Here is a 20,954-nt window from a genome sequence, read left to right on the forward strand (position 1 = left end):
GCCCGCTGAATGACGCCAGCCCCCCGGCCTGTCGCGTGCGGTCCTCGTACCCGCATTCGAGACCCTAGCGGGACGGGAAGGGGGTTGAGGCGCGATTGGTCAACTGGAGGCAACTGTGCAGACGGAGGCGGGCCGCGTGGCCGATTCCCTTCCCCAAGAAGGCCTGTCGCGCAGGATGCTGCGGTCCGAGGTACTGATCGTCCTGGCGCTCTCGCTGGGGGCGAGCGGAGTCTCCGCGCTGATCAGCTTTGTCGGGTCGGTCACCAGGCCCGGCGGACTGAGCGATCAGGCGGCCACGCTCAACGGTTCGCAGGCACCGGGGCGCCCCTGGCTGGATCTCGCCTGGCAATTGTTCGGGATCGCCAGCTCACTGGTGCCGGTGGTACTGGTGGCTCATCTGTTGCTCCGAGAGGGCAGCGGACTGCGCGACATGGGGTTCGACCGGCGCCGGCCGTGGTTCGATCTCGGCCGGGGCGCGCTGGTCGCCGCGGGCATCGGCAGCGCGGGCCTCGCCTTCTACATCGGCTCGCGCGCCGCCGGGTTCAACCTCACCGTCGTACCGGAGTCGCTGCCCGACGTGTGGTGGAAGTTCCCGGTACTGATCCTGTCCGCGGTGCAGAACTCCGTACTCGAAGAGGTCATCGTCGTCGGGTATCTCCTGCGCAGACTCGGGCAGTTGGGGTGGACACCGATGGCCGCCCTGGTGGCCAGTTCGGTGCTGCGCGGGTCGTACCACCTGTACCAGGGCATCGGCGGCTTCATCGGGAACATGGTGATGGGCGTGGTGTTCGTCCTGGCCTACCGCCGCTGGGGCCGGGTCGGGCCGCTCGTGGTGGCCCACGCGCTGCTCGACATCGTGGCGTTCGTCGGATACGCGCTGCTCGCCGGTCATGTGAGCTGGCTGCCGACCCCGTGACGGACCGGTGAGGGCGGCGCGGCGGTCAGGGGGCCGTGAGGAGTTCCCCGTCGATGACGGTGACCGCGTGGCCCGTGAGCAGGGTCCGCTCGCCGCGCAGTGACGTGGCGACGAGGCCGGTACGGGCCGAGCCCTGGAGACCGGTCAGTTCGGTGCGGCCGAGCCGCGCAGACCAGAACGGGGCGAGCGCGGTGTGCGCGCTGCCCGTGACCGGGTCCTCGTCGATGCCGACGCCGGGGAAGAAGCCGCGCGACACGAAGTCGTAGCCGCCCTCCGGGTCCTCGGCCGTCGCGGTGACGATGATGCCGCGCCGCGAGAGGGCCGCGAGCGACCGGAGGTCCGGGGTCAGCTCCCGTACGGTCCGCTCGTCGGCCAGTTCCACCAGCAGGTCCCCGATGTGCTCCGCGGTGTCGTGCACCGAGACCGGCACGGCGCCCAGGGCCGCCCCGACGCCGTCCGGCGGCGCGAGCGGGGTCAGCGACGACGTCGGGAAGTCGAGCGTCAGGGCGCCGTCCTCGTGCGCCGTCGCCGCGAGGATGCCGCAGCGCGCCGTGAAGCGGATCGGGCCGGTCGCGAGCCCGTCGGTGTGCAGGACATGGGCGGTGGCGAGTGTGGCGTGCCCGCACATGTCGACCTCGGTCGCCGGGGTGAACCAGCGCAGCGCCCAGTCCGCCTCGCCGCCGGGCGGCAGGGGATGGGCGAAGGCCGTCTCCGAGAGGTTCACCTCCGTGGCGATCCGCTGGAGCCAGGTGTCGTCGGGGAACAGGCCGGACTCCAGGATCAGCACCCCCGCGGGGTTGCCGGCGAAGGGACGGTCGGTGAAGGCGTCGACGATTCGGATTCGCATGCCCCGACCGTAGGAGAGACCCGAAGCCGCAGGCCAAGGCCAATTCCGTGCCGCCGGCCCCGGATACCGGGGCGGTCGCGCACGACGGTTGTTGCGAAACGAACTGTTCCGATATATCGTTGAGGCATCGCGATAGATTCGCGACTGATCATCGATGGAAGGAGCGTAGCGATGCGTTCACATGGACACGAGCAGGAACACGGACATGGACAGTGCGGGCCCGGCCATCGAGGCCGGGGTGAGTCCGCGGGGCGGCGCGGGGCCTTCGGGCCGTTCGGGCCGAACTTCGGACCGCCGTTCGGCGGGCCCTTCGGAGGCGGCGGCCGAGGCCGCGGCGGAGGCAGGGGCAGGGCGCGGCGCGGCGATGTACGCGCGTCGATCCTGGCGCTGCTGAAGGACCGGCCGATGCACGGCTACGAGATGATCCAGGAGATCGGCGAGCGCAGCGGAGGCGCCTGGCGCCCCAGCCCCGGTTCCGTCTACCCGACCCTCCAGCTCCTGGAGGACGAAGGCCTCATCGAGAGCCGGAGTGAGGGCGGCAAGAACCTCTTCACCCTGACCGAGGCCGGTCGCACCGAGGCCGAGTCCGGGCCCGAGGCGCCCTGGGAAGAGGCCGGGCGCGGTGTCGACTGGGAGACGATGAACGAGATCCGGCAGGCCGGCTTCGGCCTGATGGAGGCGTTCGGCCAGGTCTGGAAGACCGGCTCCCCCGACCAGCGGCAGAAGGCACTCGCCGTCATCAACGACGCCCGCAAGAAGCTCTATCTGATCCTCGCCGACGAGGACTGAGCGACGGGGGACGAAGGGCGGAGGCCGGGTATCCCGTAATGAATCCGGCCGGCGGCCCGGGGGCCCCGTGACGATCACCGAGATCGTCGCGGGGCCCTTTCTCATACCCGGGGCACCGGCAGCAGCTGCCAGAACTCCGCCGAGTCGAAACGGTCGCTCGCACGGGGGTGCGGGCCCTCGTCGTGGCAGTGGAACGCGGCCCAGAAGACATCACCGCGCAGGGCGTCGGCGGGCGCGTACACGCGGTACACGTACTGCTGTCCGTCCGCGGCGAGCAGGGCGACCATCCAGCACATCGGATCAGCTCCCGGCGGTCGTCGCGGCATCGTTGCCGTTGCCCAGAGAAGACGATCCGTCCGGTGCGGCGGTTGCGTGGGAGGCGTGAGGCAAGGCGGCGCGCGCCCCGGGCGTGTGTCGGCGCACGATCTCATTCGTAAGGAGGAGAGGTCGCACTCCCGTCCCCACCTTCGGTGGGATGCTCGAATGCTCCCCGGCGGGGATGTTTTCCCGGCCGGCCGGCTGATGAGGTGGGAGAGTGCAGAGCCCTACCCCGTGGTTGCCCGAACAGTCCGATTCGACCGTTGTCTCCGCCGTATCGATCCGCGCGGACATCGACGCCGGACTCTCCGCCGAGCTCGCGGCCGTCGTGTCGGGAGCCCGCAGGAGGGCGCACCGCGACGGCGACCGGCACATCGACACCGCCCACCTCCTCCACTCGCTCCTCGAATCGGATTCCGACGTGCGCGCGGCGTTCGACGGCGGGCCGCAGGTCGCCCGCGTCCTCGGCTATCTCGTCCAGCGGAGCATCGGCTACGGGCTGCGCTGGCAGGGCACGGTGGAGGACTCGGGCGCGGTTCCCGTCGTGTCGACACCCGCGGTCGCCGGCTGGTCGCCGTCGGCCGTCACCGTCATGGAGAGCGCCGTCGAACGTGCCCGGCGGCGCGGTGAGCGGCGGGCGGGCGGTCTCGATCTGCTCACCGCGCTCGCGTCCGACCCCGCCTCTCGCGCGGTCGAGGTGCTGGAGCGGGCCGGAGTGGACGCGCGAGCGCTCACCAGCCGTATCGCCGACGCGTCCTACGGAGTGTGACCGCCCCGTCGGTCGAGAGTCACGACCTGTCTCGACAGGTGTGAAAACGCCGAAGCTCCTGACGCCGACTGACATGATGTGTCCATGCACGCGTCTCAGGGGAGAAGCGTCGGCCTGGGGCTCGCGCTCCTGTCGGCCTTCGCGTTCGGTGGATCAGGTGTCGCGGCCAAGCCGCTGATCGAGGCGGGGCTCGATCCGCTCCATGTGGTCTGGCTCCGGGTCGCCGGAGCCGCGCTCGTGATGCTGCCCCTCGCCTGGCGCCACCGCGATCTGGTCCGCCGCAAGCCCGCGTTGCTCGCCGGCTACGGCATGTTCGCCGTCGCGGGCGTGCAGGCCTTCTACTTCGCCTCGCTCTCCCGGATCCCCGTCGGCGTCGCGCTGCTTGTCGAGTATCTGGCGCCGGCGCTGGTGCTGCTCTGGGTGCGCTTCGTCCGGCGTACGCCCGTCACCCGCGCCGCCGCCGTCGGTGTCGTCCTGGCCGTGGGCGGACTCGCCTGCGTCGTGGAGGTATGGGCCGGGCTCTCCTTCGACGTGCTCGGGCTGCTGCTCGCGCTCGGCGCCGCCTGCTGCCAGGTCGGCTACTTCCTCCTCTCCGACCAGGGTGGCGACCCGGCGGCGGACCCGGCCGACGCCGTCGACCCGCTGGGTGTCATCGCGTACGGGCTGCTCATCGGCACGGCCGTCCTCACCGTCATCGCCCGGCCCTGGGGCATGGACTGGTCGCTGCTGTCCGGCAGCGCCGACATGGACGGGACGTCGGTCGCGGCGCCGCTGCTGCTCGGGTGGATCGTGCTCGTGGCGACCGTGCTCGCCTACGGCACCGGTGTGATCAGCGTACGAAGGCTCTCGCCGCAGGTGGCGGGGGTCGTCGCCTGTCTGGAGGCGGTCATCGCGACCGTGCTGGCGTGGGTCCTGCTGGGCGAGCATCTCTCGGCGCCGCAGATCCTGGGCGGTCTGGTCGTGCTCGTCGGTGCGTTCATCGCCCAGACGTCGACGCCGTCGGCGCGGGCCGGGGGAGGGGGCGCGGGCCCCGGAGTGGTCGGCGAAGCGCCCGGAGTGTCCGAAGTGGTCGGCGAGGAGGACGGGTTGTCCGCCGGCCGGGCCGCGACGTAGGCTGCCGATCATGCCGCAGACCGTACTTCCGCCTCCCGCCGCCTGAGCGCGGGCGGCCATCCGCTGACGTAGACCGGGCTCGGGCAGTCCCCGAGCGGTTCGTCGCTGCCCGCGAGACGGAGTGAGCGACCACCAACCCGTTACGTACACGGAGAAGTCACGTGTCGATTTCCGCATCGCCCGCCGCCACCGGCCCGTCGGTCGGCCGCAGCCTGTTCTATCTCGTCGTCGCCGGGGTCGCCTGGGGGACCGCCGGCGCCGCCGCCTCCCTCGTCTACCGCATCAGCGACATCGGTCCGCTCTCGCTCTCGTTCTGGCGCTGCGTCGGCGGGCTCGTGCTGCTGCTCGGCGCGCTGGCACTGCGCCGCAGGCGCGTCGCGACGGCTCTTCCGTCGCAGGCCGGGACCGGGACGGGGGACGCGACCGCGACCGCGACCGAGCCGCGCCGCCGCCGGCTGATCCGGATCCTCGGTACCGGCATCGGCCTCGCGGTCTTCCAGAGCGCGTACTTCGCCGCCGTCGATGAGACGGGACTCGCCGTCGGCACCGTGGTCACCCTCGGCGCCGGACCTGTGCTCATCGCGCTCGGCGCGCGGCTGACCATGGGCGAACGGCTCGGCGGCAGCGGGCTGCTCGCCGTCGTCGGCGCTCTCGCCGGCCTGGCCGTGCTGGTGCTCGGCGGTGACGGGGCGACGGTCCGTCCCGTGGGGATCGCCTACGCCCTGCTGGCGGCGGCCGGTTACGCCGCGATCACCCTGCTCACCCGCAAGCTCGGCCGTGACGGCGGCAAGGCCGACGCGCTCGCCACCACGGCCTGGGCCTTCGCCGTCGCGGCGCTGTGCGTCCTGCCGATCGCGGCGGGCGAAGGACTGCTGCCGCACATGAGCGAACCGGCCCAGGTGCTCTGGCTGTTGCTGTACGTCGCCGCCGTACCCACCGCTCTCGCGTACGCCCTGTACTTCGCGGGCGCGGCGGTCGTACGCGCCGCGACGGTCTCCGTGATCATGCTGCTGGAGCCGGTGAGCGCGGCGGTCATCGCGGTCGTTCTGCTGGACGAACAGCTCACCGTCGCCACCGTGGTGGGGACGCTGTTGCTGCTCGCCGCCGTCGTGGGACTCGCCGCCGCCGAGGCGCGCCTCGCGTCGGACCGGCGGAAGGCGGTCGTTCCTGCGTGACTCCGGCGCTCGGTTCGCGCCGGGTTCAGAGCACGGAGAGATAGTCGGGCAGGCCGACGGCCGGGTCCAGGTCGTCGGCCGGGACGGGTGCGCCGTATCCCCGTACGACGGGTACCACGCCGGTCCAGTGGGGGAGCGACAGGTCCTCGGGCTCGTCGTTCGGGCCGCCGGTGCGGACCTTGGCGGAGACCTCGGCGAGATCGAGGCGCAGTACGGCGGTGGCCGCCAGCTCCTTCGCGTTGGCGGGCCGTGAGTCGTAGGAGCGGCCGGGCACCACGTGGTCGACCACGGCGTCGAGCGCGGCGCGCCGTTCGTCGAGGTCGGTCACCTGGTACGCGGTGCCGTGCACCACGACGGAGCGGTAGTTGATCGAGTGGTGGAAGGCCGACCGCGCCAGCACCAGACCGTCGACGTGGGTGACCGTCAGACACACCGCGAGCCCCGGGTCCGCCCTGTCGCCTGCCATCCGCAGGGGCCGGGAGCCGGTCGACCCGTGGACGTACAGCCGTTCGCCGACCCGGGCGTAGAGGGTGGGGAGGACCACGGGCGCACCGTCGCGGACGAATCCGAGATGGCAGAGGTAGGTCTCGTCGAGTATCCCGTGGACCAGTTCGCGGTCGTACGAGGCGCGGTCGGCGGACCGGGTGGGGACGGTGCGGTCGGTGGGGCGGTAGGCGTCGGCGGGGGAGACGGGTGGCTTCGGCATTGCGTTCTCCTATGTACTAGTGCATAATCTTCTTTGTGCTAGGAGAGTATCGGATCGAAGGGCGGCGCGCCGCCGAGATCGCCGCGAGCGTGGAGCGGGGGATCGGCGCGGGAGACCTGGCGCCCGGCCAACCGTTGCCTCCCCTGCGGGAGTTGGCGCTGGAGCTGGGGGTCAACCCGAACACGGTGGCCGCCGCGTATCGCACGCTGCGCGACCGGGGAGTCATCGAGACGGCGGGCCGCAGGGGCAGCCGGGTGCGGGCGCGGCCGTCGAGCACGGCGCGCGGCTCGATCCGGGTCGATGTGCCCGCCGGCGTACGGGAGGTGTCGGACGGCAATCCGGATCCCGCTCTGCTGCCGCCGCTGCGTGACGCGTTCGTGGCGGCGGCGCGGGACCAGGCGGAGCGGCCGGGGCGGTACGGGGACGCGGCCGTCCTCCCCGAACTCGCCCGGCTCGCCCGTGCCGGACTGGACAAGGACGGTGTGCCCGAGGGGCCGGTCGCCGTCACCTCGGGCTCGCTCGACGCGATCGAGCGGGTCCTTGCCGCGCATCTGCGGCCGGGGGACGCCGTCGCCGTCGAGGACCCGGGCTGGGGCAGCCTGCTCGACCTCGTACCGGCCCTGGGGCTCCGGCCCCTGCCGATGGCGCTGGACGACGACGGTCCGCTGCCGGGCGAGCTGGAGCGGGCGCTGCGGGCCGGGGCGCGGGCGGTCGTCGTCACCGACCGGGCGCAGAATCCGACGGGGGCCGTGGTGGGTGCGGCGCGGGCGCGGGAGCTGCGTGCCGTGCTGGCGGCGCACCCCCACGTACTCCTCATCGAGGACGACCACGGGCACCGGATCGTCGATGTGCCGCTCCATCCGCTGGCCGGGGTCACGGAGAGCTGGGCGCTCGTCCGCTCGACGGCGAAGGCGTACGGCCCCGATCTCCGGCTCGCCGTGCTGACCGGGGACGCCGTCACCGTCGACCGGGTGACGGGCCGTCAGCGGCTCGGCCCCGGCTGGGTGAGCAGGCTGCTGCAACGGGCCGTCGTGGAGCTGTGGACGACGGACGCGGTCGACGCCGGTACGGTCGCGCGCGCGTACGGCGAGCGGCGGGACGCCCTGGTGCGGGCGCTCGCGGAGCGGGGGGTCGAGGCGTACGGGCGGAGCGGGATGAACGTGTGGGTGCCGGTGGCCGAGGAGACCGGTGCGGTGGCGCGGCTGCTGCACGCGGGCTGGGCGGTCGCGCCCGGGGCGCGCTTCCGGCTGGCCGCGGGGCCCGGCGTACGGCTGACGGTGTCGGGCCTGACGGGGGAGGACATCGAGGCGGTCGCGGACGCGGTGGCCGGCGCGGCGGGGGCCGCACCGGCGCGGAGCTACGGCTGATCGGCGGGGACCGGGGCTTTGGCCGCGGGTGCGGGTGCTTGTGCCGGTGCGGGCGTCGGCGTCGGCTCAGGAGTCGGCTCACGCTTCGGGAGGGACTTTCGCGCGGTGCGCGAGCCGCCACCCCTGTGCTGGGTCAGCGCGGCGCCGACGAGCACGATGACCGCGCCGACCGGCGTGTTCCAGTGCAGCGGCTCGTCGAGGACCGCGACACCTGCCGCGGTGGCGATGACGGGGACGAAGTACGTGACCATCTGACCGGTCGTGGGGCCGACTTCGGCGACCAGACCGTACTGGATCAGCAGGGCCAGACCCGTTCCCAGACTGCCGAGCGCGACCACCGCGAGCAGGGGCACCACCGGGAAGGATGTCGGCAGATCGGTGAACAGCGGGGTGACCACGGCCAGTTGGAGGGTCGCCATGAACAACTGGGCGCCGATGAGCGAGAGATGCGAGCTGCTGTTGCCCGCCAGGGTGCGACGTACGTAGACCCAGCCGACGGCGTAGCTGAGCGAGGCCAGCAGCGCCATGGCCGTACCGGTGAAGTCCAGCCCGGAGAAACCCTGCCAGGCGCCGAGCACGGTCAGTACGCCGATGAAGCCGATGCCCAGGCCGCCGACCCGGCGCCGGGTGGGACGGTCCTCGGAGAGCGCCACGAGCGACAGCAGCATGCCCCACAGCGGTGACGTGGCGTTGCAGATGCCCGCCAGGGTCGACGGGATGGTCAGCTCGGCGTACGAGAAGAGCGAGAAGGGCACGGCGTTGAGGATGAACGCGGCGACGGTGAGATGGCCCCACGTACGCAGCCCCCGGGGCAGCCGCTCGCGCCGTACGGCGATCGCGACGGCCAGGACCGCCGTACCGAAGAACAGTCTGCCGAACGTCACCTGAAACGGCGCGTAGCCGTCCGTGCCCACCTTGATGAGCAGAAAGCTGAAGCCCCAGATCAGCGAGAGCACACCGAAGCGGATACGCCAGTCGATCGCGTTGCGGCGAGGCGGGGCTGCCGGAGCAGTGGAGGTGGCCGGGCTGGTCGGGGCGGATCGGGTGGGCCCGCCGCCGGGCGGGTTCGCTGCGCTCATACGCCAACGATGAGGGCCGCGACCTCTTAGGACAAGCGAGAATAACTCGACCCGTTTGCGTAGTATCGCTTACATGTTGAATCTGGAGAGGCTGCGGATCCTCGACGCGCTCGCCCGCCACGGCTCCGTGAGCGGCGCCGCCGACGGCCTCCATGTGACCACCTCGGCCGTCTCCCAGCAGATGGCCAAGCTGGAGCGGGAGGTCGGCCAGCAGTTGCTGACCAGGCACGGGCGCGGCGTACGCCTCACCGACGCGGGACGGCTGCTCGCCGACCACGCCGCGCGGATCATCTCCCAGGTGGAGCTCGCCCAGTCGGACATCGAGGCGCGGCGGGGCGAGGTGGTCGGCGAGGTACGGCTCTCGGCGTTCCCCACGGCGGCCCGTGGTCTCTTCCCCGTCGCGCTCGCCTCGCTGCGCAAGGCGCACCCCGATCTGCGGGTGCGCTCGCTGGAGTTGGAGCCGGACGGCGCGATCCGCCAGGTCCTGCGGGGTGATCTCGATCTCGCCGTCGTCCTGGACTGGAACAACAAGCGGCTGTCGGTGCCCGGCGGGCTGGCGACGGCCTCCCTGCTGGAGGACGCCGCCGATGTGGCGATGCCGGCCGGTCATCCGCTGGCGGCCCGGCGGGAGGTCGAACTGGAAGAGTTCGCGGACGAGTCGTGGGTGTCCTGGCCGTCAGGTGAGTTCTGCCACGAGTGGCTGGTCTTCACGCTGCGCTCGAAGGGGATCGAGCCGCGCATCGAGCACATGGCCGGTGAGCAGCACACCCAACTGGAGCTGGTCGGCGCCGGTCTGGGGGTCTGCGTCGCCCCGCGGCTGGGGCGCGGGCAGCTGCCCGACGGTGTGGTGGCCGTCCCCGTACGGCAGAAGATGTTCCGGCACGTCTACGCGGTGTGGCGCGCCGACGCCGACCGCCGCCCTTCGATCAGGGCGGCGGTCGAGGCGCTGGACGAAGCGGCGCGGGTGGTGAAGGCCGTGGAGACGACGGACGCCGAACGGTGACCGCCCTGACCGGCCCGCCCCCTCAGGCGAGGGTGATCGAGTCCCCCTCGACGGTGATCGACGCGGCGCCCAGCGGCTTGCTGGCGGGGCCCTTCTTCACACTGCCGTCCGCCGCGTCGAACTGACTGCCGTGGCAGGGGCAGGTGATGGTGCCGTTGGAGATGTCGCCCACCGTGCATCCGGAGTGGGTGCACGCCGCGGAGAACGCCTTGAACTCACCGGCCGTCGGCTGTGTGACCACGACGCCCTTGTCCTCGAAGACCTTGCCGCCGCCCTCCGGGATGTCGGCGGTCTTGGCGAGCACCTCACCGCCGCCTGCCGCCCCGTTGGCGCCGTCGCCCGCCGGTGTCTCCGCGACGGCATCCGACGAGTCGTCGTCCGATCCGCAGGCGACGAGTGCCGCACCGAGGCCGACGGCGCCCGCCGCCGCCACGACCGTACGGCGTGCCACCGTCCGGCCCGTGGCCGTCCGCGCGGGGCCTTGCGTTCCCGTCATGTCTGCTCCCTGTCCGTGCCCGGCTCCGGCGGCCGGTTCTCAAGGGGGTACGCACCGGTGCGGCGCGGTGTTCAAGCCCCGGACGACTTTCTCAAGGTTTCAAGGACTCCCGGGGGAATCCACGCCGAGCCCCGTGATCCCGGCGACGACCGGCAAATGATCGCTGCCGGTCGCGGGCAGGGTGCGGATATGGGCGACCGTCGCCGAGCGGGCCATGACCTGGTCGATCCTGGCCAGCGGGAACGCGGTGGGGAAACTGAGGGCGAAGCCCTGTTCGGCCACCTTCATCCGTGAGGTCAGCGGGGCCAGCCCGCGGTCCTCCACCGTGCCGTTGAGGTCACCGAGCAGGATCACCCGCTCCACCCTCTCGGCGGCCAGCGCCCTGCCCAGCAGTCCGGCGCTCTCGTCGCGGGAGGACGACGCGAGACCGCCCGCCCCGAAGCGGACCGACGGCAGGTGGGCGACGTACACCGCGATCTCGCCATGCGGCGTGCCGACCACGGTCCGCAGTCCGCGCTTCCACCCCTCCGGGATTCCCCGGGGCCTGATGTCCAGCAGCCGGGTGCCGGTCAGCGGGTGCTTCGACCAGAGCCCGACGGTGCCCCGGACCGCGTGGTACGGGTAGTCCGGCGCGAGCGTCTTCTCGTACGCCGTCAGCGCCGGGGGCACCAGCTCCTCCAGCGCGATGAGGTCCGGCCCGGCGTCCGCCAGGGCGCGCGCCGTGCCCGCCGGGTCGGTGTTCGTGTCGCTGACGTTGTGCTGCACCACGACCAGGTCGTACGAGTCGGCCGCCGCGCCGGCGGGCAGGAGCAGCCCGCCGAAGAGATACGTCCAGGCCGCCACCGGCAGCAGCAGGGCCACCAGCGCCACGACCGAACGGCGCAGCAACGCCAGGACGAGCACCACCACGACCGGCAGGCCCAGCCACGGGAGGAACGCCTCCAGCGAACTGCCGAGGCGGCCGGGGGAGTTGGGCACGGCCCGGTGGAACGCCAGCAGCCCGGCCGTCAGCGCCGCGAGCGCGGCGAGTACCCGCCCCCGGCGCCAGGCCGACCGGTCCCGGGCCCAGGAGAGCCGTTCCCGGAGCCGGGCCGGCCGCCCCCGTGCCGCCGCCGACGTCGCGTCGTCCCGCACCTGCTCCACCATGGCTTCCCATCCCCTTGACCGTGCTCATCAAGACGAATGATCAGGTGGATCAGTTTCCTAGGGTCTGTCGGCTGCCGCCTTCTCCTCTCCCCGCGCGGGGAGGACAGGGGCCGGGGGAGTCCAGCGGCGGTTGCGCGGGACCTCGGAGGACAGGCCGTAGTCCTTCTTGAGCTGCTCCGGGATGGCGTAGTGCATGACGCGGCCACGCGTCAGGGAGGACAGTTCGAGCACGGTGGTGAGATGGCCGAGGCGGTCCAGGGCCCAGGCCCCGAGCGGTGAGTGGTCCTCGACGGTCTCCAGCAGATTCAGCACCACGGGCACGGCCTTGACGAGGGTGTCCCAGCGGGTGCGCGGCACCTCCAGCCAGTCGGCGCTCGTGTCCCCGATCAGATGGCGGATGAGCGCGGACACGACGGGGTCGAGAAGGGTGCCGGGCACCACTTCCTCGTACAGGTCGATCAACTGCCGTGTGAGATCGGCTCCTTCAGGACTCGGGCCCATGTGCCGGGTCATGTAGCGGTCCGAGAACCGGCGCGCCTCGTCCAGATCGGCGGGTGCGTGCTCCTGGTCGATGCCGAGCATGGCGCCCACCACGCGCCAGGCGTAGAAGTACGACTCCGCCCCGTCCACGCTCATATGGATGTTGAGGCGGTGGAGAGCGTCCAGGACCTGGATCGAGAACATCATCTGCCCGCCGATCATGTCCTCCTGGCAGATCGGTGTCCCCAGACGAGCCACGTCCCAGCGCCCCTCGCGCGCGAGATGGTGGCGGATGGACGCGTGCAGGAGCCGGACCTTCTGGGCGGCTGGGATGAAACGGCTGCCCGCCTCGAAGGCGTTGGGCTGCATGAGATAGACGGTGAACTGCCCGGTCTCGGCCATCCGCTTGGAGGGGTACTTGAGCGAGTGGGTCGCCGACAGCAGCTTCGCGATGTGCGGGACGACGTAACAGGCGGGCATGGAGGCGAAGGACAGCGCGGTGGAGATGTGCACGTTGTTGTCGATGAAGAACAGCCGCGCCTTCTCCATCTCGTCCCAGTCCACCCAGGACGGCGGCCCGGAGGTCTGGTGCAGATACTCACGGGCCACTTCCGGGAGCCCGTCGGGGAGTTCCTGCCCGACGGTGGAGACGTACCGCATCAGGGAGTTGAACTTGCCCACCTCGCCGCGCTCGAAGAGCGTCGCGACGGTGGCGTCGGCCAGCTCGTCGCCCGCCAGGCGCAGGGAGTCGAGGGAGTGTTCGGTGGAGGCCACGGACGAACCTTTCGAGAAGTGGGGGGTTCGGGAACCGGCGGCGGACGGTGGTCAGTCCGGCCGGCTGGTGGCCGCGGTGGCCAGTTCGGTCAGGGACCGGTGAGCGGTCCGCGGCAGCCCGGCGCCGCCCAGCGCGCCGACGGCGGCCCCGACCCTTTCGGTGATCATGTCCTCGACGCGGTCGCGCGCGCCCGTGCGCTCCACGACCGCGCGTACGCGTCCCAACTGATCGGCGGTGAGCGTACGGCGGCCGAGGAGGCTCCTCAGCTCGCGCCGCTCGGCGGGTGTGGCCGCCTGTTTGGTGAGGGCGATGAGAGCGGTGGGGCGGGCGGCGGAGACGTCGTCGGTGTTCGACTTGCCCGTGGTCGCGGGGTCGCCGAACAGGCCGATGAGATCGTCCCGCAGCTGGAAGGCCTCACCCAGCGGGAGGCCGTAGTCGGTGAACACCTCCCGCAGGACGGGATCGGCGCCGCCGACCGCGGCACCGATGTGCAGCGGATGCTCGACGGTGTACTTGGCCGTCTTGTAGCGGATCACCTTCAGTGATCGCCGCACGTCGGACTCGCCCTCGGTGTGCAGGAGTTCCAGCGCCTCCCCGGCGATCAACTCGCGTGCCAGCACCGCCCACAGACCACGGGCCTGGGCCAGATACGCCGCGGGCAGCCCGCAGCCGGTGAACATCTGGCCGGCCCACGACATCAGCAGGTCTCCGGCCAGTATCGCCAGCGACCTGGCCCGCTCCCTGCCGCGCGGTCCGTCCGCGAACGCGTCGCGCAGGGACACGTGGGCGGTCGGCCGCCCGTGCCGCAGAGCGCTGTCGTCGATGATGTCGTCGTGGACCACGGCGGCGGCGTGGACGAGTTCCATGCTCGCCGCCGCTCGTACCATCGCGTCGCTGTCCGGCTGTCCCGCCGAGCGCCAGCCCCAGTAGCAGAAGGCCGAGCGCAGGCGTTTGCCGCGGGCGGTCACCGCCGTCAGGACGTCGGCGAGGGGCGCCAGTTGGGGGTCGAGCGCGAGGAGAGACTCGGTCTCCTGCGCCACGAACCGTGTCAGTTCCCGGTCGACGCGGGACTTGAGCGCCGGCTGTCCGGAGGGCTCAGACACCGGTGCCGCCGGCGGCGGCCCGGAGCTGTGCGTGACGGGCGAGGACTTCCATGTGCGCCTCGCGCCCGCTGCCGAAGAGGCCGTCTGGGAAGCCGGTGCCTGTTCCGCCCGTGCCGAGGCGGTCGACGGCCAGCCGGCCGCGTGCCTGGAGGTCCCGCCGGCCCTGCGCCGCGAGCGAGCCGACGTCCGAGCGGCCCACCAGAGCGTGTACGGCCTTCAGCGCGGAACCGCAGGTGCTGAGCGCCAGATCCGCCAGGCCGGCCAGCAGGAGGACCGGATGGCCGTCGCTGTCGCCTTCCTGCCGGCCGTCCTCCTGACGGACCTCATGGACGTCTTTCGGTACGCGCACGGTCCCCACCCCTCTGCCCGTGGCAGGTCACGTGCGTGCCCGCCCCTGACAGCAGAGTGCCCGGCAGCCGGCGCCGGCACGCGCCGGATACCCCATCAAGTGATCACCCGTTCAGGTGTACGGCAGGCCGGTGCCGTTCAGCCCTTTCCCGCAGGTGTCAGCCCGCGTACGGGTCGGGTACATCGCCGGGGCGGGCGAGGAAGGCGAAGTCGCACCCCGTGTCGGCCTGGGTGATCTGGTCCTCGTAGAGGGCGCCGTAGCCTCGCCGGTAACGGGCGGGCGGCGGGCTCCAGTCGGCGCGGCGGCGCGCCAACTCCTCGTCGTCCACATGGAGATGGAGGCTGCGCGCCTCGACGTCGAGGGTGATGAGATCGCCGGTACGGACGAGGGCGAGCGGCCCGCCGACGTACGACTCGGGCGCGATGTGCAGCACACACGCGCCGTAACTCGTGCCGCTCATACGGGCGTCGGAGAGCCGGACCATGTCCCGTACGCCTTGCTTCAGCAAGTAGTCGGGGAGGGGGAGCATGCCGTACTCGGGCATACCGGGGCCGCCCCTGGGACCGGCGTTGCGCAGGACCAGCACATGGTCCGCGGTGAGGGCGAGCGCCGGGTCGTTGATGGTGCGCTGCAGTTCGCGGTAGTCGTCGAAGACGACAGCGGGCCCGGTGTGGCGGAGCAGCCGGGGTTCGGCGGCTATGTGCTTGATGACGGCGCCGTCCGGGCAGAGGTTGCCGTGCAGCACGGCGACACCGCCCTCGCCGGCGAGGGGGTTGTCGCGCGAGCGGATGACATCGTCGTTGTGCACCAGGGCACCGGCGAGCTGTTCGCGCAGGGTGTCGTGCGCGACGGTGGGGCGATCCAGACGCAGTACGTCGGTGAGCCGGGACAGGAAGCCCGGCAGCCCGCCGGCGAAGTGGAAGTCCTCCATCAAGTACCTGCCGCCGGGGCGGAGGTTGGCGAGTACGGGCACGGTGCGGGCCACGCGGTCGAAGTCGTCGAGGGTGAGGGGGATACCGGAGCGGCCGGCCATCGCGATCAGATGGATGACGGCGTTGGTGGAGCCGCCGAGCGCGAGGACCGTGACGACGGCGTCCTCGTACGCGGCGGGGGTGAGGATCTTCGAGAGCCGCAGGTCCCGCCTGACGAGGTCCACGGCGCGCCGTCCGGACTCGGCCGCCATCCGTTCGTGGCCGGAGTCGACGGCCGGGATCGAGGAGGCTCCCGGGACGGTGACTCCCAGCGCCTCGGCGGCGGCGGTCAGGGTCGACGCGGTGCCCATGGTCATGCAGTGGCCGGGGGAGCGGGCGAGACCGTTCTCCAGTTCTGCCAGCTCGCCGTCGCCGATCAGTCCGGCGCGCCTGTCGTCCCAGTACTTCCACATGTCGGTGCCGGATCCGAGGACTTCGTCGCGCCAGTGTCCTGGGAGCATCGGCCCGGCCGGTACGAAGAGGGCCGGCAGGTCCACGGACGCGGCGCCCATCAGCAGCGCCGGTGTCGTCTTGTCGCAGCCGCCCATCAGGACGGCGCCGTCGACGGGGTAGGAGCGGAGCAGTTCCTCGGTCTCCATCGCCAGCATGTTGCGGTAGAGCATGGGCGTCGGCTTCTGGAACGTCTCGGAGAGCGTCGACACCGGGAATTCCAGCGGGAATCCGCCCGCCTGCCAGACGCCGCGCTTGACGGCCTGGGCGCGTTCGCGCAAATGGACATGGCAGGGGTTGATGTCGGACCAGGTGTTGAGGATCGCGATGACCGGCTTGCCGAGGTGCTCCTCGGGGAGGTAGCCGAGCTGGCGGGTGCGGGCGCGGTGGCTGAAGGAGCGCAGGCCGGAGGAGATGCCGCTGCCGTACCACTGGTGGCTGCGCAGGTCCTCGGGGGCGAGGGGGGCGTCGTTCTCGCGGGCCGTCATACGGGCCAGCCGGCGATGAGGTCGGCGACCTCCGCGCGTACCGGCTCCGGCAGTACATGGCTCGGCGGGCGTACGTCGCGCCGGCAGAGCCCCAGCGCGGCCAGCGCTTCCTTGACGACCGTCACGTTGTCGGCGGACTGCCGCGCCGCGCGCAGTTCCTCGAAGGGCCGGATCCTTTCGAAGACCTTCATGGCGGAGCCGTAGTCCCCGGCGCGCAGGGCCGCCAGCATCCCCAGCGAGAGCGCGGGCGCGACATTGACGAGGCCCGAGGTGAAGCCGGTTGCGCCGCCCGTGAAGTACGAGGGGGCGTACATCTCGGCGAGGCCCGCCACCCAGACGAAGCGCTCCAGGCCGGCGTCACGCGCGAAGGCGGCGAAGCGGGCGGCGTCCGGTACGGCGTACTTCACGCCGATGACGTTGGGGCACAACTCGCCCAGTTCGGCGAGGGTTTCACCCCGTACCCGTGGATCGCGCACGTACGGGACGACTCCCAGCTCCGGCACGGCTTCGGCGACGGAGCGGTGGTAGTCGATCCAGCCGCCCTGGGAGACGTACGGATGCACCGGCTGATGGACCATCACCATCGCGGCACCGGCCCGACGGGCGTGCTGCGCCGCGGCCACGGCGGTCGGCACCTCAAGTCCGACGCCGGCCAGGACCGAAGCTCGTCCGGCTGCCTCCTCGACGGTCAGCTCGGTGACGGTCCTGCGCTCGCCGGGAGTGAGGGCGTAGTACTCACCGGTGTTGCCGTTGGGGGTGAGCGTGTGTACGCCGCCGTCGATCAGCCTCCTCAGGAGGGCGCGATGGGCCTTGGTGTCGAGGGCGCCGTCGGCGGCGAACGGTGTGACGGGGATCGCCACGACGCCGGCGAGCGCGTCACGCGCCGCGTCGGGACCCGGGCCTGTCATAGGTGCTCTCCCTCGGGGAACGCCCTCCGTACGAAGGACGTGATGTGGTCGTGCAGGGCCAGCGCTGCCCCGGCGGCGTCGCCGGCCCGCGCGAGACGCAGGATCTCCCGGTGCTCGCCGGCCTCCCGCTCCCAGGACGGCTGGGCGGCCCAGGCGACGGTGGACACGAGAGCGGCCTGGTCACGTATCTCGTCGAGCATCCGGACCAACAGCGGGTTGCCGCACGAGACATACAGCTCACGGTGGAACTTTCGGTTGGCGAGGGACCGTTCGGCCCGGTCCACCGCCGCGTCCGCCCTGACCAGGGCGTCCCGGGCGCCATCCAGCGGGGCGCGCCGGGCGAGCGAACGCCGCAGCGCCTCCGGCTCCAGCAACAGCCGTACGTCGTAGACCTCATGGGCCATGGCCGCGTCCACCGCGCGCACGGTGACACCCTTGAACTGGCTCATCACGACGAGCCCGGTACCGGCGAGCGTCTTGAGCGCTTCACGCACCGGAGTCTTCGACACCCCGAACCGCGCGGCGAGTTCGGTCTCGACGAGGGCCTGGCCGGGGGACAGGTCACCGGTGAGGATGCTGTGTTTGACCGCTTCCAGAACGAACTGGGTGCGGGAGGGAATCGGACTCGGAGCGAAGGCCATGGGTGCTGCTCTCACCTCTCGCGTCTCATATACGACGTATGAAGTACGACGCGATGAAGTTAGGACGGCTCTGACGCTTCGTCAATGGCCCTGGCCACCTCGTCAACTCGCCGCATCATCCGGCCGGGCTTGCCTGTGGGTCTCAGGCGTTCAGGGTGATGTCCGAGGCCGGGACCGCGCAGCACATCAGTGCCTGGCCCGGACCGACAGAGGCGGCGGGAGTGAGGAGATGCGCCGTGTCGCCCTTCACCGGCTGGCGGCAGGTGCCGCACGCGCCGGCGCGGCAGGCGGCGGGCAGCCGGAGACCGGCGGATTCGGCGAGGTCCAGCAGCGTTCCGTCCTCGGGCGTCCAACGGGCCTCGACACCGCTGGTGGCGAACCGCACGGTGAACGGGCCCGGCGAGGGCGGCGGCAGGTCGGTGAGCGGGGCCGTCATCGGTGAGAAGAACGGCTCGTCCGTGACGGACTCCTCGGGCAGCCCGGCCTCGCGCAGCGCCGTACGCACCGCTTGTACGAAGGGGGCGGGCCCGCAGAGGTAGGCCTCGGTCAGCGGGTCCACCACCAGGCGCCCCAACTCGTCGGCGGTGGGACGTCCTTGGCGGGCTCCCGGCGGCAACGGCCCCTCGGGCGCGGTGAGATACAGACAGACCCGCGTGTTCGGGAGCCGGTCCGCCAGCGCGGTGATCTCCTCCCACAGTGGTGTCTCGCGCGCGGTCCGGGCCACGTTCACCACCGTGACCGACCGTTCCGGAGCCGTCGCCGCGACGGACCGCAGCAGCGGGAGGACGGGGGTGATCCCGATCCCGGCGGCCACCAGCAACAGGGGGCGTCCCGGGTCCCGCGAGATCAGCGGGGTGCCGTAGGGGCCGGAGATCAACAGCTTGTCACCGGGGCGCAGTTCGTGCAGCAGCGCGGAGACGCGGCCCCCGTCGAGGCGCTTCACGCTGACGCTCAGCTCCCCCGGCGCGGCGCCGGTGATCGTGTAGCAACGCCAGAGCGGCCCCTGCCCGTCGCTCGTGTGCACGCGCAGATGCTGCCCCGGCGCGCAGGTGATCTCCGCCGGATCGCGCAGCCGGAGCGTGGCGACGCTCGGGCTGCGCGGCAGCCGGGCGGCCACGGTGGCGTAGCGCGGCCGGTCCGGGGCTGCGGCGGGCAGCAGGGCGCGCTCGACCCGCGTGCCGGTGTCGGCGAGCCGGTCGCCGACGGCGACCGGTCCGCCGCCGACCACGCGTGCGTAGACCCCGCAGTACAGATGACCGAAGCGGGAGGCGAGCAGCACCGGCACGTTGAGGTCGCGGGCGGCGCTGTCCGGGTTGACCGTGGTCGCCCGGCAGCGTTCCGTGGCCTGGACGATCTCCAACTCGGCGCCGCCCAGCCGTACGCGCCGTCCCACCAGGTCCAGCTCCCGCCAGGCGCCGAGCCCGGCGATGTAGAGATTGGCCCGGAAGCGGCGGGGGTCGAGCGGCACGCCGCCCGCAGCGGCCAGCGCGTCGAGCGTGTCCAGATTGACGAGCGAGACGGCGGCCTTCGGCCAGTCCCACAGCGGCACCCCGGTCGACTCGACCGTCACGGGACCGAGCGGGCCGGCCGGGAACCACTGGCGCAGCGTCCGGCCCGCCCGCGCCACGTCGGCCGGGCGGGGCCGGCCCGCGTCCAGCCGTACGACGACGACCTCGCCCTGCGGGGAGCCGATCCTCAGCTCACCCGCGCTCTCGTCGAGCGTCAGCCGGTGGCGCGCGAGCGTGGCGTTCTTGACGAGCCGCAGGAACGCCTCGCTCGGCACCCATTCGGCCCCTGTGGCGGCGGCAACGGAACCGTTGCGCAGCGCGAGGATCCGGTCCAGGGGCAGCCCGGCGCCGGGGGTGAGCGTCACCTGGTCGAGCGGCTGGCCATTCATGCCCTTGACCGGGTAGCGGACGATGCGGGTGACACGGGCGAGCGGGGCGCGGGCGAGCGGGGCGTACGACGGCGCGGGAGCCCGACTCACAGGTCGTTCCAGCTGTCGTCGGTGGCGGTGCACGGCCCGCCCGCGTGGTAGCGCAGCCCCCGCCGGTCCAGATCGATACCGATCGTCAGCAGCGTCCGCCACTGGTGCTGGAACTCCAGACCGGGCTTGGGGTGACAGCACAACGGCGCGCCGTCCTCCTCGTGCACGCGCATCAACTCCAGCCAGTGCGCCGGGTCGTCGGAGACGATCAGCTCCCGCCGGTCGCTCAGCCGCTTGTACCGGGGGTGCGTGCTCGCGGCGGCTGCCGCTTCCTCGCCGAGCGCGAGTTCCGGGTCGAGGAAGTGGTTGGTGTGCAGGAGTACGCCGTCGGGGTCCGGCCGTACCAACGCCGAGCCTCGTGGGCTCAGTTCGATGCTCGCCGCCTCACCCCGCCGCCCGTCGTAGGTGACGACGGTGAGCACGGTGGAGGCCGAGACCCGCGCCGAGTCCGCGATGTCGGCCGCTTCGGCGACGGTGCGGGCCTCGTCCAGGACTCGGCGGGCGACCGTGTGGACGGGGACGCCGATCGACTCACCGTCGTCCTGGTGACTGAGGATGTTGAAGTGCACCCCCAGGCCCGCGTCGTTGACGCCGATCTTGGCCAGTACACCGGCCTCGGTGAAGGCCCGGACGCCATGGCCGGGCGAGGGACGGTAGGCGGTCAGGACCCTGGAGCCGGCCATGGCGTCGTGCCAGTCCCAGGTCTGGATGGTGTGGGGGGCGCCGGGCCCGCCCACATACACGGCGGTGGAGCATTCGCCCTCGGCGGTGGCGCCGACGGTCGCCAGGATCTCGGTACGCGCGTTGACCATGGCGAGCTCCCAGTCCCGCACCCCGGCTCCGGCCGCGGCCGAGACCAGTTCGGTGGCCAGGTGCGGGGCCCACCCCTCGATCTCGGACAGGGCCTGTTCCCCGTACGGGCGCAGGTCCTCCGGGCGGACCCGGACGGCGTCGAAGAGTCTTCGGTAGGCGGCGATGTTGTCCCGTATACGCACCGCGTACGCGGTGCCGAGCGCGAGACCGCGCCGGGCGGGGTCGGTCTCGTCGCTGCGGGAGAGGGGGAGGGGCATCTCGGACC

At 72.1% G+C, this 20,954-nt stretch carries 21 protein-coding genes; 7 read left to right on the forward strand and 14 right to left on the reverse strand.

Features of this window, described 5'->3' with window-relative positions:
• Positions 1 to 136 precede the first annotated feature (136 nt).
• Positions 137 to 916, forward strand: coding sequence for a CPBP family intramembrane glutamic endopeptidase (locus ACFWV8_RS19300; protein WP_329390432.1), 780 nt, complete (start codon positions 137 to 139; stop codon positions 914 to 916).
• A gap of 25 nt (positions 917 to 941) precedes the next feature.
• On the opposite strand, the gene ACFWV8_RS19305 is transcribed toward ACFWV8_RS19300, so the two are convergent.
• A complete protein-coding gene (locus ACFWV8_RS19305) occupies positions 942 to 1,763 on the reverse strand; it encodes a PhzF family phenazine biosynthesis protein (protein ID WP_384203317.1) in 822 nt (273 codons plus the stop codon).
• Positions 1,764 to 1,934: 171 nt separating this feature from the next.
• On the opposite strand from ACFWV8_RS19305, the gene ACFWV8_RS19310 reads away from it, so the two are divergent.
• A complete protein-coding gene (locus ACFWV8_RS19310; protein ID WP_329390436.1) occupies positions 1,935 to 2,552 on the forward strand; it encodes a PadR family transcriptional regulator in 618 nt (205 codons plus the stop codon).
• A 101-nt stretch (positions 2,553 to 2,653) separates the two neighbouring features.
• Here the strand turns inward: ACFWV8_RS19310 and ACFWV8_RS19315 are convergent, their stop codons facing one another.
• The gene (locus ACFWV8_RS19315; protein WP_384203320.1) at positions 2,654 to 2,848 is read right to left on the reverse strand and encodes a hypothetical protein; all 195 of its coding nucleotides are present in this window, start codon (positions 2,846 to 2,848) and stop codon (positions 2,654 to 2,656) included.
• A 239-nt stretch (positions 2,849 to 3,087) separates the two neighbouring features.
• Between ACFWV8_RS19315 and ACFWV8_RS19320 the strand changes: the two genes are divergently transcribed.
• From ACFWV8_RS19320 to ACFWV8_RS19330, 3 genes are all read left to right on the forward strand, one after another.
• Entirely contained in the window at positions 3,088 to 3,639 is a 552-nt protein-coding gene (locus ACFWV8_RS19320; protein WP_384203322.1) for a Clp protease N-terminal domain-containing protein, read from the forward strand.
• An 84-nt stretch (positions 3,640 to 3,723) separates the two neighbouring features.
• Complete coding sequence (locus tag ACFWV8_RS19325) at positions 3,724 to 4,752, forward strand: DMT family transporter (protein WP_384203325.1); 1,029 nt, start codon at positions 3,724 to 3,726, stop codon at positions 4,750 to 4,752.
• A gap of 161 nt (positions 4,753 to 4,913) precedes the next feature.
• On the forward strand, positions 4,914 to 5,927 hold the full coding sequence (locus ACFWV8_RS19330) for a DMT family transporter (protein WP_384203328.1): 1,014 nt from the start codon (positions 4,914 to 4,916) through the stop codon (positions 5,925 to 5,927).
• A 25-nt stretch (positions 5,928 to 5,952) separates the two neighbouring features.
• Here ACFWV8_RS19330 and ACFWV8_RS19335 read toward each other — a convergent pair whose 3' ends face one another.
• On the reverse strand, positions 5,953 to 6,633 hold the full coding sequence (locus tag ACFWV8_RS19335) for a pyridoxamine 5'-phosphate oxidase family protein (RefSeq protein WP_384203331.1): 681 nt from the start codon (positions 6,631 to 6,633) through the stop codon (positions 5,953 to 5,955).
• Positions 6,634 to 6,668: 35 nt separating this feature from the next.
• On the opposite strand from ACFWV8_RS19335, the gene ACFWV8_RS19340 reads away from it, so the two are divergent.
• Positions 6,669 to 8,000, forward strand: a complete 1,332-nt coding sequence (locus ACFWV8_RS19340) for an aminotransferase class I/II-fold pyridoxal phosphate-dependent enzyme (protein ID WP_384203334.1) — start codon at positions 6,669 to 6,671, stop codon at positions 7,998 to 8,000.
• On the opposite strand, the gene ACFWV8_RS19345 is transcribed toward ACFWV8_RS19340, so the two are convergent.
• Positions 7,991 to 9,079 (reverse strand): DMT family transporter, encoded by a 1,089-nt coding sequence (locus tag ACFWV8_RS19345; protein ID WP_384203337.1) that lies wholly within the window; start codon positions 9,077 to 9,079, stop codon positions 7,991 to 7,993. The two genes, ACFWV8_RS19340 and ACFWV8_RS19345, sit on opposite strands and share 10 nt — an antisense overlap.
• 73 nt (positions 9,080 to 9,152) lie before the next feature.
• Here ACFWV8_RS19345 and ACFWV8_RS19350 point away from each other — a divergent pair, with 73 nt between their 5' ends.
• Positions 9,153 to 10,082: a LysR substrate-binding domain-containing protein gene (locus ACFWV8_RS19350; protein ID WP_384203340.1), complete on the forward strand. Its 930-nt coding sequence runs from the start codon at positions 9,153 to 9,155 to the stop codon at positions 10,080 to 10,082.
• A 22-nt stretch (positions 10,083 to 10,104) separates the two neighbouring features.
• Here ACFWV8_RS19350 and ACFWV8_RS19355 read toward each other — a convergent pair whose 3' ends face one another.
• From ACFWV8_RS19355 to ACFWV8_RS19400, 10 genes are all read right to left on the reverse strand, one after another.
• Positions 10,105 to 10,578: a Rieske (2Fe-2S) protein gene (locus tag ACFWV8_RS19355; protein WP_384203343.1), complete on the reverse strand. Its 474-nt coding sequence runs from the start codon at positions 10,576 to 10,578 to the stop codon at positions 10,105 to 10,107.
• A 99-nt stretch (positions 10,579 to 10,677) separates the two neighbouring features.
• Positions 10,678 to 11,724: an endonuclease/exonuclease/phosphatase family protein gene (locus ACFWV8_RS19360; protein ID WP_384203345.1), complete on the reverse strand. Its 1,047-nt coding sequence runs from the start codon at positions 11,722 to 11,724 to the stop codon at positions 10,678 to 10,680.
• Positions 11,725 to 11,781: 57 nt separating this feature from the next.
• On the reverse strand, positions 11,782 to 12,978 hold the full coding sequence (locus ACFWV8_RS19365) for an oxygenase MpaB family protein (RefSeq protein WP_384203347.1): 1,197 nt from the start codon (positions 12,976 to 12,978) through the stop codon (positions 11,782 to 11,784).
• A 51-nt stretch (positions 12,979 to 13,029) separates the two neighbouring features.
• A complete protein-coding gene (locus ACFWV8_RS19370) occupies positions 13,030 to 14,082 on the reverse strand; it encodes a polyprenyl synthetase family protein (protein ID WP_384203350.1) in 1,053 nt (350 codons plus the stop codon).
• A complete protein-coding gene (locus ACFWV8_RS19375) occupies positions 14,075 to 14,431 on the reverse strand; it encodes a hypothetical protein (RefSeq protein ID WP_384203353.1) in 357 nt (118 codons plus the stop codon). Before ACFWV8_RS19375 ends, ACFWV8_RS19370 begins: the two co-directional genes overlap by 8 nt.
• Positions 14,432 to 14,588: 157 nt before the next feature.
• Positions 14,589 to 16,340 (reverse strand): L-arabinonate dehydratase, encoded by a 1,752-nt coding sequence (gene araD, locus ACFWV8_RS19380; protein WP_384203355.1) that lies wholly within the window; start codon positions 16,338 to 16,340, stop codon positions 14,589 to 14,591.
• Positions 16,337 to 17,248, reverse strand: coding sequence for a dihydrodipicolinate synthase family protein (locus ACFWV8_RS19385; protein ID WP_384203358.1), 912 nt, complete (start codon positions 17,246 to 17,248; stop codon positions 16,337 to 16,339). The genes araD and ACFWV8_RS19385 overlap by 4 nt, the downstream gene beginning before the upstream one ends.
• Positions 17,245 to 17,889, reverse strand: a complete 645-nt coding sequence (locus ACFWV8_RS19390; protein ID WP_384203361.1) for a GntR family transcriptional regulator — start codon at positions 17,887 to 17,889, stop codon at positions 17,245 to 17,247. The genes ACFWV8_RS19385 and ACFWV8_RS19390 overlap by 4 nt, the downstream gene beginning before the upstream one ends.
• Positions 17,890 to 18,031: 142 nt before the next feature.
• Positions 18,032 to 19,876, reverse strand: coding sequence for an MOSC domain-containing protein (locus ACFWV8_RS19395; RefSeq protein WP_384203363.1), 1,845 nt, complete (start codon positions 19,874 to 19,876; stop codon positions 18,032 to 18,034).
• Positions 19,873 to 20,946: a C45 family autoproteolytic acyltransferase/hydolase gene (locus tag ACFWV8_RS19400; RefSeq protein ID WP_384203365.1), complete on the reverse strand. Its 1,074-nt coding sequence runs from the start codon at positions 20,944 to 20,946 to the stop codon at positions 19,873 to 19,875. Before ACFWV8_RS19400 ends, ACFWV8_RS19395 begins: the two co-directional genes overlap by 4 nt.
• Between the last annotated feature and the right edge of the window lie 8 nt (positions 20,947 to 20,954).

This window comes from Streptomyces sp. NPDC058665 (genome assembly GCF_042714995.1).
In the GTDB taxonomy this organism is placed as follows: domain Bacteria; phylum Actinomycetota; class Actinomycetes; order Streptomycetales; family Streptomycetaceae; genus Streptomyces.